This window comes from Vibrio bathopelagicus, from assembly GCF_014879975.1.
GTDB classification, from domain to species: Bacteria; Pseudomonadota; Gammaproteobacteria; order Enterobacterales; family Vibrionaceae; genus Vibrio; species Vibrio bathopelagicus.
This window is the reverse complement of record NZ_CP062500.1, coordinates 3,353,026-3,369,632: the sequence shown is the minus strand read 5'-3', so window position 1 is coordinate 3,369,632 and position 16,607 is coordinate 3,353,026. Positions and strand designations below refer to the sequence as shown.

The 16,607-nt window shown below is 45.1% G+C and carries 18 protein-coding genes; 7 read left to right on the top strand and 11 right to left on the bottom strand.

Annotated elements, in window-relative coordinates:
• Window positions 1–14 precede the first annotated feature (14 nt).
• Both fieF and pfkA read left to right on the top strand, forming a co-directional pair.
• The gene (gene fieF, locus IHV80_RS15115; protein WP_192889538.1) at window positions 15–923 is read left to right on the top strand and encodes a CDF family cation-efflux transporter FieF; all 909 of its coding nucleotides are present in this window, start codon (window positions 15–17) and stop codon (window positions 921–923) included.
• A gap of 315 nt (window positions 924–1,238) precedes the next feature.
• Window positions 1,239–2,201, top strand: a complete 963-nt coding sequence (pfkA, locus tag IHV80_RS15110; RefSeq protein ID WP_192889537.1) for a 6-phosphofructokinase — start codon at window positions 1,239–1,241, stop codon at window positions 2,199–2,201.
• Between the two features lie 159 nt (window positions 2,202–2,360).
• Here the strand turns inward: pfkA and tpiA are convergent, their stop codons facing one another.
• Window positions 2,361–3,131 carry a triose-phosphate isomerase gene (tpiA, locus tag IHV80_RS15105; RefSeq protein WP_012604968.1) on the bottom strand — a complete coding sequence of 257 codons (771 nt, stop codon included), beginning with the start codon at window positions 3,129–3,131 and terminating at the stop codon, window positions 2,361–2,363.
• A 249-nt stretch (window positions 3,132–3,380) separates the two neighbouring features.
• Here tpiA and IHV80_RS15100 point away from each other — a divergent pair, with 249 nt between their 5' ends.
• Window positions 3,381–3,728 (top strand): 5-carboxymethyl-2-hydroxymuconate Delta-isomerase, encoded by a 348-nt coding sequence (locus IHV80_RS15100; protein WP_102438454.1) that lies wholly within the window; start codon window positions 3,381–3,383, stop codon window positions 3,726–3,728.
• Between the two features lie 85 nt (window positions 3,729–3,813).
• A complete protein-coding gene (locus tag IHV80_RS15095; protein ID WP_192889536.1) occupies window positions 3,814–4,236 on the top strand; it encodes a DUF805 domain-containing protein in 423 nt (140 codons plus the stop codon).
• Window positions 4,237–4,327: 91 nt separating this feature from the next.
• Here the strand turns inward: IHV80_RS15095 and IHV80_RS15090 are convergent, their stop codons facing one another.
• Both IHV80_RS15090 and IHV80_RS15085 read right to left on the bottom strand, forming a co-directional pair.
• Window positions 4,328–4,675 (bottom strand): DUF3135 domain-containing protein, encoded by a 348-nt coding sequence (locus IHV80_RS15090; RefSeq protein ID WP_192889535.1) that lies wholly within the window; start codon window positions 4,673–4,675, stop codon window positions 4,328–4,330.
• 102 nt (window positions 4,676–4,777) lie between these two features.
• Entirely contained in the window at window positions 4,778–5,398 is a 621-nt protein-coding gene (locus IHV80_RS15085; RefSeq protein ID WP_192889534.1) for a helix-turn-helix transcriptional regulator, read from the bottom strand.
• Between the two features lie 182 nt (window positions 5,399–5,580).
• On the opposite strand from IHV80_RS15085, the gene IHV80_RS15080 reads away from it, so the two are divergent.
• Together IHV80_RS15080 and IHV80_RS15075 are read left to right on the top strand one after the other, a co-directional pair.
• Window positions 5,581–6,228 (top strand): AcfA family outer membrane beta-barrel protein, encoded by a 648-nt coding sequence (locus IHV80_RS15080; RefSeq protein ID WP_192889533.1) that lies wholly within the window; start codon window positions 5,581–5,583, stop codon window positions 6,226–6,228.
• 18 nt (window positions 6,229–6,246) lie between these two features.
• Complete coding sequence (locus tag IHV80_RS15075; RefSeq protein WP_192889532.1) at window positions 6,247–6,582, top strand: NirD/YgiW/YdeI family stress tolerance protein; 336 nt, start codon at window positions 6,247–6,249, stop codon at window positions 6,580–6,582.
• Window positions 6,583–6,708: 126 nt separating this feature from the next.
• On the opposite strand, the gene glpX is transcribed toward IHV80_RS15075, so the two are convergent.
• Window positions 6,709–7,716, bottom strand: a complete 1,008-nt coding sequence (gene glpX / locus IHV80_RS15070) for a class II fructose-bisphosphatase (RefSeq protein ID WP_192889531.1) — start codon at window positions 7,714–7,716, stop codon at window positions 6,709–6,711.
• A gap of 324 nt (window positions 7,717–8,040) precedes the next feature.
• Here glpX and zapB point away from each other — a divergent pair, with 324 nt between their 5' ends.
• Entirely contained in the window at window positions 8,041–8,283 is a 243-nt protein-coding gene (gene zapB / locus IHV80_RS15065) for a cell division protein ZapB (RefSeq protein WP_017104626.1), read from the top strand.
• Between the two features lie 118 nt (window positions 8,284–8,401).
• Here zapB and rraA read toward each other — a convergent pair whose 3' ends face one another.
• From rraA to priA, 7 genes are all read right to left on the bottom strand, one after another.
• Window positions 8,402–8,920: a ribonuclease E activity regulator RraA gene (gene rraA / locus IHV80_RS15060; RefSeq protein WP_192889530.1), complete on the bottom strand. Its 519-nt coding sequence runs from the start codon at window positions 8,918–8,920 to the stop codon at window positions 8,402–8,404.
• A gap of 73 nt (window positions 8,921–8,993) precedes the next feature.
• Window positions 8,994–9,911, bottom strand: a complete 918-nt coding sequence (locus tag IHV80_RS15055) for a 1,4-dihydroxy-2-naphthoate polyprenyltransferase (RefSeq protein WP_192889529.1) — start codon at window positions 9,909–9,911, stop codon at window positions 8,994–8,996.
• A 155-nt stretch (window positions 9,912–10,066) separates the two neighbouring features.
• Window positions 10,067–11,407, bottom strand: coding sequence for an HslU--HslV peptidase ATPase subunit (hslU, locus tag IHV80_RS15050; protein WP_192889528.1), 1,341 nt, complete (start codon window positions 11,405–11,407; stop codon window positions 10,067–10,069).
• 58 nt (window positions 11,408–11,465) lie between these two features.
• Window positions 11,466–12,014: an ATP-dependent protease subunit HslV gene (hslV, locus tag IHV80_RS15045; protein ID WP_192889527.1), complete on the bottom strand. Its 549-nt coding sequence runs from the start codon at window positions 12,012–12,014 to the stop codon at window positions 11,466–11,468.
• A 223-nt stretch (window positions 12,015–12,237) separates the two neighbouring features.
• On the bottom strand, window positions 12,238–12,777 hold the full coding sequence (locus IHV80_RS15040; protein ID WP_065104139.1) for an SPOR domain-containing protein: 540 nt from the start codon (window positions 12,775–12,777) through the stop codon (window positions 12,238–12,240).
• Window positions 12,778–12,899: 122 nt separating this feature from the next.
• Window positions 12,900–13,904, bottom strand: a complete 1,005-nt coding sequence (cytR, locus tag IHV80_RS15035) for a DNA-binding transcriptional regulator CytR (RefSeq protein ID WP_192889526.1) — start codon at window positions 13,902–13,904, stop codon at window positions 12,900–12,902.
• 240 nt (window positions 13,905–14,144) lie between these two features.
• Entirely contained in the window at window positions 14,145–16,346 is a 2,202-nt protein-coding gene (priA, locus tag IHV80_RS15030) for a primosomal protein N' (RefSeq protein ID WP_192889525.1), read from the bottom strand.
• Between the last annotated feature and the right edge of the window lie 261 nt (window positions 16,347–16,607).

Genomic DNA, 16,607 nt, shown 5'->3' with positions numbered 1-16,607 from the left:
TTTATAGCCAAATTATGAAACAAGAATACGCACGTTTAGTTACGCTTGCTGCTTGGGCAGCCACCACCATCGCCACTATTTTATTGATAGTGAAAGTCGCAGCGTGGTGGGTGACAGGTTCTGTGAGTCTGTTGGCTTCCGTAGTGGATTCAATGTTGGATATTGCGGCCTCTGTCGTCAATCTTATCGTGGTTCGCTACTCTTTACAGCCCGCCGATAAAGAACACACCTTTGGTCATGGTAAGGCCGAATCCCTTGCCGCATTAGCGCAGGCGATGTTTATCTCTGGCTCGGCTTGTTTCCTTATCCTTAACGGGATTGAACGCTTCTTTAGACCTCATGAATTGAACTCCCCAGAAATTGGTATCTACGTCAGCTTATTCGCGATGGTGATGACCTTCGGTTTGGTTCGATTCCAAAAGCATGTCGTAAACAAAACCGGTAGCCAAGCCATTGCGGCTGACTCACTGCATTACCAGACGGATCTCTACATGAATGCGGCCATTATGTTGGCATTGGCATTGAGCTGGTTTGGCATTGGTCAGGCGGATTCAGTGTTTGCAGTCGGTATTGGTATCTATATTCTGTACAGCGCTTACCAAATGGCGATGGAAGCAGTGCAATCTCTTCTTGATCATAAACTGCCAGATGAAGAACTGAAACAGATTAAAGAGACATCATTGAGTGTGGAAGGCGTGTTGGGTGTACACCAATTACGAACGCGTCGTTCGGGGCCGATTCGCTTCATCCAATTGCATTTAGAATTGGAAGATAATATCCCACTTATTGAAGCGCATCGCATTTCTGATGAAGTAGAGGCTAAGCTTATCTCCGTGTTCCCTGATGCTGATGTATTAATTCATCAAGACCCATATTCGGTCGTCTTTGGACCTGAGAAGCAGCAGAAATTTCATTCCTGGTAATGGGTAGGAAAAGCAGCCCGCAAATGGTAAGTGGGTAGCTTTTAAACTAGAGTGAGTAAAAATTGCTAATTCTTTGGTGATACAAAAACCACCGCATAACAATTAATGTTGATTCTGATGTGAATCAACAAAGTTACTGAGTAAAACTGTAATACTCTTACAGAAGTAGAAATGTTACATAAATTTACGCGATTTAAGTGCTATTCCTATTGAGGAAATGTAACATAAAGCACATATACAGATTTAAAATCTTGCTGATATACAGTCGGCAAGTAAAAGAATTGAATAATAGATTCCCAAAAATCGAGGGTGAGCATGATTAAGAAGATCGGTGTTTTGACCAGTGGTGGTGACGCTCCAGGCATGAACGCAGCAGTACGCGGCGTAGTTCGTACCGCACTATCCGTTGGCATTGAAGTTTACGGCATTTACGATGGCTACCAAGGCCTTGTTGAAGATCGTATTGAAAAGCTTGACCGTTCAAGCGTATCTGACGTCATCAACCGCGGCGGTACTTTTTTAGGTTCTGCGCGTTTCCCTGAATTCAAAGATGTTAAAGTTCGTGAAAAAGGCATCGAGAACCTTAAAAAACACGGTATCGAAGCACTTGTTGTTATCGGTGGTGATGGCTCTTACATGGGTGCTAAGAAACTGACAGAGATGGGTTACCCATGTATCGGTCTTCCAGGCACTATCGATAACGATATCGCAGGCACTGACTACACAATCGGTTACTTAACTGCGCTTAACACAGTTATCGATTCAATCGACCGTCTACGTGACACGTCTTCTTCTCACCAACGTATTTCTATTGTTGAAATCATGGGCCGTCACTGTGGTGACCTTACGCTTATGTCAGCAATCGCCGGCGGTTGTGAGTACATCATTACCCCTGAAACTGGCCTAGATAAAGATCAGTTAATCAGCAATATCCAAGATGGCATTGCGAAGGGTAAGAAGCACGCAATCATCGCTCTAACTGAGCTAATGATGGACGCGAACGAACTTGCGAAAGAGATCGAATCTTCAACAGGTCGTGAAACTCGTGCAACGGTTCTTGGCCACATCCAACGTGGTGGTCGCCCAACAGCATTTGACCGTGTATTGGCTTCTCGCATGGGTAACTACGCTGTTCACCTTCTTCAGGAAGGCCACGGCGGTCGTTGTGTTGGTATCGAGAAAGAAGAGCTTGTTCACCACGACATCATCGACTGTATCGAGAACATGCAGAACCCAGACCGTTCTGAGCTATTCCGCGTTGCAGAAGAGTTGTTCTAAGCCACGTTTAGCATTAGCTTGAAGAGTTTAAAAACCGCTGATTTATCAGCGGTTTTTTTGTGCCTATTGTTTGAGTTTGAAGCTTGAATCCCAAACGACAGGTAATAAAAAAGGCCAACCTAAGTTGACCTTTCATTCATTTAAACGGTGACGTTTAAATTAAGCTTTTGCTTCAGCTGCTGCTTTAGCGATAGCTGCGAAGCTTTTCGCGTCTAGAGCTGCGCCGCCAACTAGAGCACCGTCGATGTCTGGTTGTGCGAAGTAAGCTGCTGCGTTTTCTGGTTTAACAGAACCGCCGTATTGGATAACAACTTTCTTAGCAACGTCTTCAGATTTCTCAGCGATGTGTGCACGGATTTGAGCGTGGATGCGTTGTGCATCTTCAGCTGTAGCTGCTTTACCAGTACCGATAGCCCAGATTGGTTCGTAAGCGATGATAGCGCCTTCAAGAGCTTCAACACCTTGAGTGTTGATAACTGCGTCAAGTTGACGAGCACATACAGCAACAGTTTCGCCTGCTTCGTTTTGTGCTTCAGATTCACCGATACAAAGAACTGGAGTTAGGCCGTTCTCTTTTAGGAATGCGAATTTCTTAGCAACGAATTCGTCAGACTCAGCGTGGTATTCACGACGCTCAGAGTGACCGATGATGATGTGAGATGCGCCGAACTCTTTAAGCATTGCTGGAGACATGTCGCCAGTGAATGCACCGCTGTTGTTTAGGTCAGAGTTTTGAGCACCTAGGATGATAGCGCTGCCCGCTTCAGTAAGCGTACGCTCAGCAAGATCAACGAAAAGTGCTGGTGGAGCAACTGCTACGTCTACGCCTGTTACGCCTTCAAGTTCAGCGTTAAGACCGTTTAGTAGATCAACAACCATTTCTTTGCTGCCGTTTAGTTTCCAGTTACCCATAACTACAGGATGACGCATAGGAATATCTCCAAAGTATTTAAATAAATCGAATGTAAAAAAGTAAACTTTATTACGAAATAATATAACAGAATAATATCAACAGATCATGACTGTGGTCATGACTTTCTTGGATCTTACTCAATGGTCAGAGTAGATTTTGAGCAAATATCAGTGATCCGGCAGACAGAATAATAGCTAACTTCTCGGATTCTTCATCGTTAGTTGCTATTAAGGGACAAACGATTGCGTTAACAATAGGAAGTAATAATGCCGAATCTAGTTCTAGAGTACTCAAATTCAGTGGATGAGCGAGTGAATATCCAAGGTTTACTAGAAGATCTTCATCAAGTTACATTAAACTGTGGTTTGTTTGATGTGCCTTCTGTGAAGTCTCGTTCACTGCGCTGTCATAACTGGTTGGTCGGCGATGAAGAGGACAATGTAGATTTTGTTCATATTAGCTTCGAGTTACTTGCAGGGCGTACCGAAGAACAGAAAAGAGAATTGTCGCGTTTGTTGATGCAAACCCTACAAGAACAGGCAAGCCATATCCGTAGCCTAACGGTCAACATACGAGATATGGATAAAAGTTGCTTTCAGAAAGTGATTAACTAGCTAAAAAGAATCAACTTACTAAAAGTGATTAACTAACTATTTGCTGCTAACTTTTTGGTAGCGTATTAATTTTTGAGTATTTAAGATGTCGATGAAAGATTTACTGCTCTCTTTCAAGGGGAGAATTGGTCGTAAGACTTACTGGATTTGGAATATTTTCTATTATATAGCGATTACGGGCTTTGCTTCCGGTATCTCTGTTTTGTTTCCTGCGTACTCTTACATTCTGCTACCGATCTTCCTACTGTTGCTGGTTATCCCAGATCTTGCGGTCACGGCTAAGCGCTGGCACGACCGCAACAAGTCGAACTACTGGCTATTGTTGAATGTGCCGCTCGTGCTAGGGCGCCTTGCTTCACCAATGGCAGCGACCACGACAGAGTCGGTATCGCCTATTCATATGGCGGCAACGGTTGCTGCGTTAGTGTGTGGCTTATGGATTCTGATTGAATGCGGCTTATTGAAAGGCACAGAAGGTCGTAACGACTACGGCGAAGACCCAGTATAAAGATTGGATGATTCATCAGTTAAAAGGGAGCATTGCGCTCCCTTTTTTGTTTTTAATACCGCTTACTTGTCTACTTTTAATTCGTATCCGTTTAATACATTTTGGGTTCTGTATTAGGTCTAAAAGGCACGACATTTTCAGGCTGAGTTTCTTCAAAGCTGCAACGACCTTGTAGCGCATCTTGGAACTTACACACTTGGCAGCTTAACTCTTTCATAAGTACGACATTGGTATGATGTGGATTTTTACAACGGCTAACCACTAAGTCGATGTGGCTCTGTTGGGCACGAAGCCTGTCTTGCATGGGTTCTGAAGCTGAACAGATCATCTGTTCGCACATCTCGTGTTTGAATTGATTGAATGCTTTCGGATCGCTTTTTGCGAGTTGGACAAGTTCATCAAAGGGGGGCAGTTTTTGATTTGGCTGTGGATGTCCCATTGTTCCTTCCTTAGCATTAAGCATGTTTCATATGCTTTAAGCTTAAGAAAGAAACCTGTACAAATTTCGTTCTATTTTGGTTTTCTCAATATTGAGACAGAATCAGTGACTGGGCGTTAGGGTGTAAGTACAACGACGTTCGCCAGTGATGATGTGTTCAGTACGGCTCACATGACATTCATCTTTGAGTAATTCTTTGAAAACATTGAGTTCTGATTGGCACAAGCTAGGGCAGCGAGTCGCAGCCTTACAGATAGGGCAGTGGTTTTCGATCAAGATGTAGTGATCGCCTTGATCTTGAAGTTCAGCCATATACCCTTCTTCTTCTCGAAGTTGGGTTAGTTTTTCAAGTTTACTCAGTAGATTATCGCAGCCAGATAGGGCGGCTTGGTACTGCTTTAACGTGTGCTGTTCACGTTCAGCGGCTACTTTAGCTAGTCCCTCTTTACCAAATAGGTTCTCAACAGCATCAATCACTTGAATCGTGAGCTCACCGTGTCGATCTGAAAATTGACCATGACCTTGTTGAGTCAGTGACCAATGACGAGTTGGGCGACCTACTTTTACTTTGACGTCATGAAACGCAAGAATACCGTCATCTTCCAAACTTTGTAGGTGCTGTCTTGCCCCCATTGTCGTCATGCCAAATTCTTCTGACAATTGTTTCGCGGTTACTGCGCCTTGACGTTTAATGGTCTGTAAGATTTTGTCGCTTGTTTTCATACTATCTCTACCTCGTGAACCTTACTATTATGAGGCAAGGTGTTTATAAAGCAAACCATTTACTATTTTGTCATTTTCTCTGCTCTGCATTTATAAATACCTGAGAATTTTCTTTTTCTTCACGATCACTTCACGGCCGTTTTCAGATAATGCCTCTATCGAAATAAAGAGGTAAAAATACAGTGAAAAAAACAATCCTAGTAGCCCTCGCCCTAAACTCATTTTCAGTTGCTGCTGCGCCTTATGTTGGTTTGGAATACGGATTCGGTTCGACAGTTCACGATTTTGAAACTTCTTTTCAGGCTGACGGCGTGAATCTTAATCCTGAACTGGAAGACGGTATTTTGGGTGGCTTTGTTGGTTACTCAATTAATGAATCATGGGCGATTGAGCTGGGTTACAGCCAATTTGAGCTTGATGATGAGCGCTCGAAAAATCTGGGTATCGTTGATATCAATGGTCAGATGTACCAACACGAAATGGAGTGGGACTCTTCAATCAAAGCCAAACAAATCACGTTAGCCCCAGTATTCAGCTATGCCGTTAACGATAAATGGACAACGAAAATGAAAGCGGGTGTGACTTATACGCAATATGAGTCAACGGCTCGTAAATCAGAAGAGCACGAGCTTGTGATCAACGATGATATGGAGCTGAATAACACGCTTTTCCTTCGTTCAGAAAAGAATGACGAGTTTGGCGCAATGGTTTCTATTGGTGCGGAATACGAAATTGCTTCCGGTTTCACTGTCGGTGCAAATGCAAAGTACCAACTTGATAGCTATACCAACACCGCATCTTTGAATGTTAGCTCGACTTACTACTTTTAACTCCAGGGAATCATCAGTATGAATAAGCTGCTTTTCACAATGACACTTACTCTGATGTCGAGTTCTGCATTGGCTGCGTTTAATGGCCCAAGTGCCCCAGCAGTGAGTAATGTTCAACAAGCTAAGAGTGCGGCGGAGGATAGCTTTGTTGTGTTAACCGGTAATATTGTGCGATCTCTAGGAGGCGAGCTCTACTTGTTTAAAGACAGCAGTGGTGAAATTGAAGTGGAAATCGAACATGAAAACTGGATGGGGCAAGAGGTCTCGCCAGAAGACAAAGTCACTATCCGTGGTGAGGTCGATTCTGAATGGACAACGACACAGATTGACGTGGATATGATCCAAAAAATCTAACTTGTATTCGCTTTCCATTAAAAAATCCCCACTAACTCAGTTAATGGGGATTTTTATATTGGCTGAAGATAAGGTGGTGCTCTTTAGGCTCTTATCTATATCTACTTGCTGTATACCGGATACGGCTTACAGGATGTGACCAATCACTTCTGGGTCTTTACGCTCTAGGTAGTGAATAGACTTGATACGACGAATAGTACGACAGCGACCACGGATAAGCAGTGTTTCTGTGGTTGCGATATTGCCTGTACGAGTGATGCCTTCTAGAAGGTCACCCTTAGTAATACCCGTTGCAGAGAACACAACGTTGTCGCTACGAGCCATGTCTTCCATCTTCAACACGATACCCGCCGTTACGCCCATCTCAGCACAACGCTCTAATTCAAGCTCACCGTGTTTGCGGTTCTCTTCTGTATCGCCTTTTACTTCATGACGAGGAAGCAGACGTGCGTGCATGTCGCCATCGAGTGCGCGAATAACTGCAGCCGAAACGACACCTTCAGGCGCGCCGCCGATGCAGTACATTACGTCCACTTCGCTGTCTGGCATACACGTTAAGATAGAAGCAGCAACATCACCGTCTGGCACTGCGAATACACGAACGCCCATCGCCTGCATGTCGGCAATCACTTGGTCATGACGTGGCTTAGCAAGTGTGGTTACTACTAGTGTATCGAGTGTTTTGCCTAAAGCTTTGGCGATGTTTTTTAGGTTTTCTGTCAGTGGCAGTTCTAGGTCAATTACGCCTTTTACGCCAGGACCAACAACTAATTTTTCCATGTACATGTCAGGCGCTTTAAGGAAGCTGCCTTTCTCGCCTGCAGCCAATACAGCCAATGCATTTGATTGGCCCATTGCTGTCATGCGTGTCCCTTCAATTGGGTCAACGGCGATATCTACAGCATCACCGCCAATACCGACGTTTTCGCCGATGTATAGCATAGGTGCATCATCGATTTCACCTTCACCAATAACGATCTCACCGCTAATTTCGGTTTTGTTCAGTAGGCTACGCATTACTTCTACAGCAGCGCCATCTGCAGCGTTTTTATCGCCACGGCCAAGCCACTTGTAACCAGCTAGTGCTGCACCTTCAGTGACACGAGAGAATGACATTGCTAAATCGCGTTTCATGCGGACTCCAAAATTTTCAAAGGGGGAATAGAAATTTCGCGGCGAATTTTACCATATCCCAAAGGAAACGTTTGCCTTTTTGTTTTTTGGGGATTGCTCTCGATCAATTTGCAGGTGAAAACAGGTAATATTCATCAAAATAATCAGTCTGTTGTCGCGGTAGTAATAATTCACGTCAATATTCGGTAAAAAGCGCTGTTTTTTTCATCGAATGGCGCAAAATATCGAATATATAGAGTGTTTATCCTTGCTCTGCTGAGTAGAATGGGGAAATAAGTGGAGTAGACCTTCACCATCAAACGGATAACTTAAAGGTAGGCCAGAATGTCTTTTGAAGTACTAGAGCAGCTAGAAGCAAAAATTCAAACAGCAGTAGATACAATTGCACTTCTTCAAATGGAAGTGGAAGAGCTTAAAGAAGAAAAAGAAGCACTAGCAACAGAAGCTGGTGAGCTAAAAGCTAGCCGCCACGACCTAGAGCAAAAAACTCAGCAAATGCAGGAAGAGCACTCTGCATGGCAAGATCGCATCCGTAACCTTCTAGGTAAAATGGATGACGTAGAGTAATCAACTCTTCAGATTTAAAAAAACGCCCGCTACTCAGTAGCGGGCGTTTTTGTTTGTTGTTCTAATTTGCAAAGTGCTGGTTTACGAATGTTAGCTTGGGTGGGGCTCGTTGGAATCGTTACTCTGGCTCTTCTTCTTCAACATCCAAATCAAGCTCAACATCCAAAGGTTCAGCAGAAAGAATGATGCCCGTGTTGTCTGCGTAGAGGTAATCTTCCGGTAAGAAAGTTACGCTGCCAAAGTTGACCGGTACGTCTAATTCACCGACACCTTCTTGGCTCGCACCAACGGGAATAGAGGCCAAAGCCTGAATACCAAGGTTCATGTCTTCTAGCTCGTCGACTTCGCGTACGCAGCCATAAATCACAATACCTTCCCATTCATTGTCTTCGGCAAGCAGAGCTATTTCAGCATCGATCAGCGCTTTTCTCAGTGAGCCGCCACCATCGATCAACAACACCCGCCCCAGACCATCTTGTTCTAATACAGACCGAATTAATGCGTTGTCTTCAAAACATTTTATCGTCGAGATCTGTCCGGCGAATGACGCTCGTCCACCGAAATTACTGAACATTGGATCCACGACATCAACTTGATCCAAATATATGTCGCACAGTGCTGAAGTGTTGTATTCCATTAGCATACCTTTTGAACAATGAGCTTACTTTGAGTATATCGGTGCTTGATCCCTTTGCAATGATTAGTCTCAATTAACTCAATAGAGTTTGAGCTACGACAACCCCTGCAAACAGTAGATTAGTAACCAGTGAACATTTCACAATGACTGGCATCATCGGTGCAATCTGAGCAGGTTTTTCGGTTTCCCAAACGGCCTTGCCATGCTTGTACACAATAATAATGCTGAGTAAAAACGGCAGGCTAATCCAGACCGGTTTTTCTTGAATCAGTAGGTAGATGGCGAAAGACGCAAGAGCCAAACCGAGTAATGCGAAATGGTATTGCTTAGCTTTACGTTGACCTAGGCGAACTGCCATGGTGCGCTTGCCACATTCGCTGTCGTTTTCAATATCACGCATGTTGTTAATGTTGAGAACGGCAACGGCCATTAGTCCACAGCCTAGTGCTGGGAGAAACAGACTTGGTTCTACATGACCTGTGTGCAAGAAGTAAGTACCTGAAACCCCTAACAAGCCAAAGAAGATAAACACCGACAAGTCGCCAAGGCCAATATAACCATAAGGTTTATTACCCACGGTATAGGCAATCGCTGCGACAATAGCTAAAACACCTAAAGCAATGAAAGATAAGATACTTTCGAGTGAACTCAGTGCATGAAAAATAAGAATCAACCCTGCGATTACCGTAAATACGATATTGAGAATGATCGCTTGTTTCATGGTTTGAGCGGTGACAGCGCCCGATTGCATGGCTCTCATCGGGCCTAGGCGTTTGTCGTTATCCGTGCCTTTAATCGCATCGCCGTAGTCATTCGCTAAATTCGATAAAATCTGTAATAGCGTGGCAGTTAAAAATGCCAGCAGGGCTATCGACAAAGAAAATTGGTCGTTGGCGAACGCTAAACTACTTCCTGTAAGAATAGAGACAAGTGCGAGAGGCAGAGTTTTTGGTCGTGCGGCATCAAGCCAAATCAATAGAGATTGTTTCATCGTAGGTCTAATTCTTTGTAAGTCTTCGTTTCAAACTGTGTTTTGAGTATACGCCCATTTTTCGGGTAATAAAAAGCCCACTCGAAAGTGGGCCTTGAATTCGCTTATTAGCTGCTATTTCTTTGAGATAGAGCAATAAGTTGGAGTTTCCTGTGCTACAAGATGAAGCGGCTTAGGTCTTCGTCTTCCACGAGCTCGCCAAGCTTAGATATTACATAAGCTTCATCAATCACCAATTTGCTGCCTGCTCTGTCTGTTGCGTCGAATGAAATCTCATCCATTAGGCGCTCCATGACTGTGTGTAGACGACGCGCACCGATGTTTTCAGTGGTTTCGTTCACACGCCATGCTGCGTCAGCAATTTGGTTGATGCCATCTTCAGTGAACTCAATGCCGACATCTTCTGTTTTCATCAGGGCAATGTACTGCTCTGTCAGTGACGCCTTTGGCTCAGTAAGAATACGTTTGAAGTCATGTGCAGAAAGCGCTTCAAGTTCAACTCGGATTGGCAGACGGCCTTGCAGTTCAGGGATCAGGTCTGATGGCTTAGCCACTTGGAATGCGCCTGATGTGATAAACAAGATGTGGTCAGTTTTAACCATACCGTGCTTAGTTGATACTGTGCTGCCTTCGATAAGAGGAAGCAGGTCACGTTGAACACCTTCACGAGATACGTCTGGGCCTGAGCTGTCGCCACGCTTACAGATTTTGTCGATCTCATCGATGAAGACGATGCCGTTGTTTTCAGCGTTGAAGATCGCGCTCTCTTTTAGCTCTTCCTGGTTCACAAGCTTCGCAGCTTCTTCTTCAGTCAGTGCTTTGAATGCGTCTTTGATTTTCATCTTACGCTTTTTCTTGGTGTCGCCAGCGAGGTTTTGGAACATGCCTTGTAGCTGGTTAGTCATCTCTTCCATACCTGGAGGTGACATGATTTCAACACCCATTTGCGGTGCCGCTACATCAACTTCGATCTCTTTGTCGTCTAGCTTACCTTCGCGCAGTTTCTTGCGGAAAATCTGGCGAGTGTTTGAAGAGGTTGTCTCTTCCGTTGATTGCTCGTTCTGACCCCAAGCATCGCGTGCTGGTGGTAAAAGGGCATCAAGAATGCGTTCTTCAGCTTGCTCTTCAGCGCGGTATTGTACTTTTCCCATCGCTTGCTGGTGCGTCATCTTGATCGCAACGTCCGTTAGGTCACGGATGATGGTTTCAACTTCTTTACCTACGTAGCCGACTTCAGTGAACTTAGTCGCTTCTACTTTGATGAACGGCGCATTCGCCAGTTTCGCTAGGCGGCGAGCAATTTCAGTTTTACCCACACCGGTAGGGCCAATCATCAGGATGTTCTTTGGTGATACTTCAACACGCAGGCTTTCTTCAAGCTGCATACGACGCCAGCGGTTACGTAGTGCGATGGCTACTGAACGCTTAGCGTTGTCTTGGCCGATAATGTGGCGATTGAGTTCGTGAACGATTTCGCGAGGAGTCATCTCAGACATGGTTTTTCCTTAATTCTTTAATCACTGTTGAATACAACGTTATTGATGGAAGCGGTCGCTACTCTGGCTTTGGCAGCTCAACGGTGCTCTCTAGTTCTTCAATAGTGTGGTGATGGTTGGTGAATACGCAGATATCGCCAGCAATGTTCAGCGACTTTTCTGCAATTTCACGCGCATCTAAATCTGTATTTTCTAATAATGCAGTAGCCGCTGCTTGAGCGAAGTTACCGCCTGAACCGATAGCAATCAGGTCGTTCTCTGGTTGAACTACGTCACCGTTACCAGTGATGATCAATGAAGCGGTCTCATCCGCTACTGCTAGCAGTGCTTCTAATTTACGTAGAGCACGGTCGCTACGCCAATCCTTCGCCAGCTCAACGGCAGCTTTGGTTAGGTGGCCTTGGTGCATTTGCAGCTTGCTTTCAAATTTTTCGAATAGCGTGAAAGCATCAGCCGTACCGCCAGCAAAACCAGCCAGTACTTTATTGTTGTATAGGCGGCGCACTTTACGGGCATTGCCCTTCATTACGGTGTTGCCTAGAGATACTTGTCCATCACCCGCGATGACGACTTTATTATTACGACGTATAGATACAATGGTAGTCACGAGTAGGGCCTCTTAATATTTCTTATCTTTGGGTATAAAAAGTATATGAGGATGGTGCTCGGATAATTCAAGGAAGGTCGAGTGATGTCGCGCAACTTATCGGCGGAAGTTGTAAGGAAATTTGGTTAAAGGGGAGGGGATAAAAGAAAACCTCCACAATGGGAGGCTTTCGGAGTTTGGTTTTCGGCTTTTGCTAAGATTAAGACTGCGACTATCGCTAAATCTATTCGGTGTCTTTCCAAATAGCGCAAGGTTCGATTTTTGCTCGTTGTAGTTTGTGGCGATCGCGCTCGGCGTCACGCTTAAACTTGTATGGCCCTAGAACCACACGGTACCAGCTACTGCCGTCTTTCTTACGGATTTCACTCGAAATACCTTGGAAAGCAATATCCAATTTACGAGCATCTGCCTGAGAAGCGGTTTTGTAAGCGCCACACTGCATGATGTAAGGGATCTTTGAGATCTCTTGCTCTTTGGCTTTAACTTCAATCTCACGACTTGGCAGCGTTTCAACGTAGTCCCACTTCTCTTCTGGAGGAGGTGGAATCACTTTCGCTGGTTTTGGCTTAGGTTTCGGCTTGCTCACCTCAGGCACTGGTGTGGGCGGCTCAGGATCATTACTCAGTAAGTAAAGTCCGTAACCAAAACCACCGGCAAGGAGGATCGCCAAAAGACCGCTGCGCCAAGGTTTACGGCGAGGGGCTTGCTTCTTGGTCGGTTTTTTCGTGCCACGACCGCGCTTTACATAATCTCTATTAGCCACAAGACAATTCGATAGTTGATAGTTCTGCTCTCATGGTAATCCAGATTGAGCGAGGATAATAGTGCAGAAATGGAAGCGGCACATCAAAATGTGCCGCAGGTTTGTATGGGTATTTATCTTGCCTAAATTCGAGGTGGTGCTGTGCTGCCACGAACCACGAGTTTGGCTTCAAGTAGGCGTGAACCTGCTTGCACATCGTTACCTTTAAGTAGGTCGAGCATCATCAACATCGCTTGGCGTCCGATTTCGTAACGAGGTTGAGAAATAGTCGTTAGCGGTGGATCGCAGTATTGAGCGAATTGGATGTCATCGAAGCCAACAATCGATAAGTCTTGGGGAACACGTAAACCTAACTTTTTCGCTTCTTGAATCGCACCAATTGCCATCGCATCGTTGTGACAGAAAATCGCGGTTGGTTGCTCTGGAAGTGCCAATAAGTGACGAACTGCTTGCGCGCCAGCTTCAAAAGTGAAGTCGCCCACTGTGCTGTAAGCTGGGTTCATTGATACTCCAGCGCGGCGCAGTGCTTGTTGGTAACCTTGTTGGCGGAACTTACACAGAGTTGCAGTGGTTGGCCCAGAGATTTGAGCAATACGCTTATGACCTAATTGAGCTAGGTAGTTCACGGCTTCAAATGCAGAGGTCAGGTTGTCGATATGTACCGTTGGTAATTCAAGCTCGGGTGCAAATTCACACGCCATAACCATAGGCGGTAGATTCTTTTGTTCAGGCTTACTGACATCAAATGGATGGTCGGTGCCTAACAGCAGCATGCCGTCAGCTTGTTTGGTGAATACCAAGTTAACAAATGATGATTCGCGCTTTTTCTGCTGGCCACTGTCGCCAAGCAGAACTAGGTAATCATTTTCTACTGCAGCATCTTCGATACCACGGATGATCTCAGCGAAATAAGGGTCACAGATATCAGGAACAATAGTGATGATGGTTTTTGATTCGTTGCGACGTAAGTTTCGAGCTAATGTATTGGGTGAGTATCCAGCTTCAAGTACTGCTGTCTCTACTCGTTTACGAGTCGAAACTGAGACTTTCTCAGGGTTCATCAATGCACGTGATACCGTTGCGGTTGAGACGCCTGCTAGCTGGGCAACATCCTTCATTGTCGCCATAAATTAAACCCTCTTTTAAGTTCCTTTGCTGCCTAAGTATCTAAGGCATGAATAATTAATACAATCGGATAGATATTGTGAAAGTGTTGCTAACACTTTTTTTATTGCAATATTTTATTCGTTTCATCCGTGTAAAGTTACGGCTAGATTAACAAAAATCACATGACTAGTGTGAAGTTGCTCACGAGAAATATGAAATATTTGTGAACAAACTTATCATTAGTTTTAACCCGAGTGGGTTTAGCTCAGATCTTGCGGCTCAATATCGAGTGACCAGCGGACTTTTTTCGCAGCGGGTAACATATTAATTGCCGGCTTCGCACTCATTAATAGCTTTTGCATTAATGAACGAGTTTGTGTTTGCAAGATCAGCTGCCAGCGAGATTTACCTGCTCGTTTTGCCAATGGCGCAGGAGTTGGGCCGAGCACCATGCAATATTGGTCAAACAGTGGATGAGATTCCAATGTGTGACGAACTTGACGCAAGAACTCTTCCACCAAGCGTGTGTCGTTCGCTTCTGCTCTAAACAGAGTCATGAAGGTATAAGGCGGCAACATCGTTTGTTTGCGTTCAGCCAGAGCTGTCTGGGCAAAGTGGTTATAGTCTTTGTGCAGAAGTGCTTGTAACAAGCCATGTTCTGGATGGTGAGTTTGTAAGATAACCTCACCAGGTTTGCTGGCTCGACCTGCTCGACCTGCAACTTGAGTGAATAACTGAGCCAGTCTTTCAGAGGCGCGGAAGTCACTACTATATAAAGAGGCATCAACGTCCAATAACGCCACAAGTGTCACGTCAGGGAAGTGGTGCCCTTTGGCAAGCATCTGTGTACCGATCAGTATTTGGTATTCACCCTTACGAATCGATTCTAGCGCGCTTTCTAGGCTGCCTTTTCGGCGGGTGCTATCGCGGTCAATACGAATGGTTTTGTATTCAGGGAACAGTTGACCAAGTTGTGTTTCAAGTTGCTCGGTGCCGACACCCACCGTCACCAAGTTAGCTGAACCACAGCCTTGGCAATTGTGTACGATATGCTGCTGCGAACCACAATGGTGGCAGCGCATTTCATTACTGTACTGGTGATAGGTGTAGTAGGCATCACAGCGTTTACATTCGGCTGTCCAACCACAGTCGTGGCACATCAATGCTGGGGAGAAACCGCGGCGATTGAGGAACAGCATCACTTGGTTGCCCGCTTTTAAGTGTCTTTGCATTTCTGCAATTAACGACGCAGACAAGCCACTTTCCAGATACTCCCCTTTAACATCCAACACTTTATTGGTGGTCGGCAGTGCGACACCAGCGCGTGAGGTGAGGGTAAGGTAGCTGTATTTACCTATCTGGGCGTTGTGCAGTGTTTCAAAAGCCGGTGTAGCTGAACCCAAAACCACCGGGATTTGCGCCTTATGAGCACGCATGATCGCGACATCACGAGCGTGGTAGCGCAGACTATCTTGCTGTTTATAAGAGGCGTCATGCTCTTCATCAACAATGATAATGCCCAAATCAGCAAACGGCGTGAACAGAGCCGAGCGCGTACCAATCACGATGCCTGCAATTTTATCGCGGGCTGATAGCCATGCATTGAGTCGCTCAGAATCGTTTAATCCAGAGTGGATAACCTCAACAGGCACATTAAAGCGTCGCTTAAAGCGGTTAATTGTTTGTGGAGTGAGACCAATCTCAGGTACCAAGACTAACGCTTGTTTGCCTTGGTCGAGAATCGGCTTAATCATATTTAGGTAGACTTCGGTCTTACCTGAACCAGTGACACCCTCTAGCAAGAAGCAACCAAAATCGGTTTGACTATTTACGGTCGCAATCGCGATGGCTTGCTCAGCATTGAGTTTTGGTTTGTCTTGGTCGTTTTCGAGATCCGTTGGCCATGCATGACGCTTTGGTTTTTTCTCTATCGATTCAATCCAACCTTTCTCTTCCAAAGTCTTGAGTACTGCGCTTCCCACTTCTTCATCAATGAACTCCTGATGAGGAACCGGGCCGTGCTCAAGCATGTGCATCACTTTGGCTTGCTTGACGGCGCGACCAAAGCCTTGCATGAATTGGTCTCTACCTGGTGGGGTCAGTTGCCATTCGACAAGCGTTGCGAAGTCAGCAGCTTTACCTTTTCGTAAAGCGCTTGGCAGAGCATTGGCAAAAGTTTCACCTAGTGGATACTGATAAAATTGGCTACACCACATTAATAGTGAGTAGACCGATTCAGGCCAAACGGGTTGGTTATCTAATAGGGCTTTAATGGGCTTAAGTTTGTCTAGCTCGAATTCAGACTCGTTAACCAGAGCCGTCACAATACCAGTTAAGGTTTGTCGTCCGAAAGGCACAGAGACTCGCCCACCAATAATCGGAAATAGGTGGCTAGGAATCTTGTAATCGAACTGCTTGTCGAGTGGTACAGGCAGTGCCACACGGGCAATCATTGGACGCATAAAGGGATGGCTTTATCTGAGTTGACGAGAGCGAACAGTCTAAAGGATAAGAACGTTAAATTCGAGGAGCAGTTTGGATGACAGAGCTTACTTGAGGCTTGAATGCTAGCTGAACTAAAAAATGATGCTTATATAGAGGGTTTAAAGAAAGTGTTGGCGAAAAATGTATCAAATCAGTTGATCCTACCTCACAGATTCATTAATATACTGCGCCTTAAAGGTATGGCTTTATCGCTTTTTAGTGATGCTGCGGTGTCTTTA

What these genes read in the sequence shown, in the direction of transcription:
- IHV80_RS15085 (WP_192889534.1), bottom strand. Translation starts at nt 5,398, where the DNA reads ATGAAAACAAGCGACAAAATCTTACAGACCATTAAACGTCAAGGCGCA.
- hslU (WP_192889528.1), bottom strand. Translation starts at nt 11,407, where the DNA reads ATGTCTGAGATGACTCCTCGCGAAATCGTTCACGAACTCAATCGCCAC.
- rraA (WP_192889530.1), bottom strand. Translation starts at nt 8,920, where the DNA reads ATGGAATACAACACTTCAGCACTGTGCGACATATATTTGGATCAAGTT.
- IHV80_RS15075 (WP_192889532.1), top strand. Translation starts at nt 6,247, where the DNA reads ATGAATAAGCTGCTTTTCACAATGACACTTACTCTGATGTCGAGTTCT.
- IHV80_RS15090 (WP_192889535.1), bottom strand. Translation starts at nt 4,675, where the DNA reads ATGGGACATCCACAGCCAAATCAAAAACTGCCCCCCTTTGATGAACTT.
- fieF (WP_192889538.1), top strand. Translation starts at nt 15, where the DNA reads ATGAAACAAGAATACGCACGTTTAGTTACGCTTGCTGCTTGGGCAGCC.
- priA (WP_192889525.1), bottom strand. Translation starts at nt 16,346, where the DNA reads ATGCGTCCAATGATTGCCCGTGTGGCACTGCCTGTACCACTCGACAAG.
- pfkA (WP_192889537.1), top strand. Translation starts at nt 1,239, where the DNA reads ATGATTAAGAAGATCGGTGTTTTGACCAGTGGTGGTGACGCTCCAGGC.
- glpX (WP_192889531.1), bottom strand. Translation starts at nt 7,716, where the DNA reads ATGAAACGCGATTTAGCAATGTCATTCTCTCGTGTCACTGAAGGTGCA.
- zapB (WP_017104626.1), top strand. Translation starts at nt 8,041, where the DNA reads ATGTCTTTTGAAGTACTAGAGCAGCTAGAAGCAAAAATTCAAACAGCA.
- tpiA (WP_012604968.1), bottom strand. Translation starts at nt 3,131, where the DNA reads ATGCGTCATCCTGTAGTTATGGGTAACTGGAAACTAAACGGCAGCAAA.
- cytR (WP_192889526.1), bottom strand. Translation starts at nt 13,904, where the DNA reads ATGGCGACAATGAAGGATGTTGCCCAGCTAGCAGGCGTCTCAACCGCA.
- IHV80_RS15095 (WP_192889536.1), top strand. Translation starts at nt 3,814, where the DNA reads ATGTCGATGAAAGATTTACTGCTCTCTTTCAAGGGGAGAATTGGTCGT.
- IHV80_RS15055 (WP_192889529.1), bottom strand. Translation starts at nt 9,911, where the DNA reads ATGAAACAATCTCTATTGATTTGGCTTGATGCCGCACGACCAAAAACT.
- IHV80_RS15100 (WP_102438454.1), top strand. Translation starts at nt 3,381, where the DNA reads ATGCCGAATCTAGTTCTAGAGTACTCAAATTCAGTGGATGAGCGAGTG.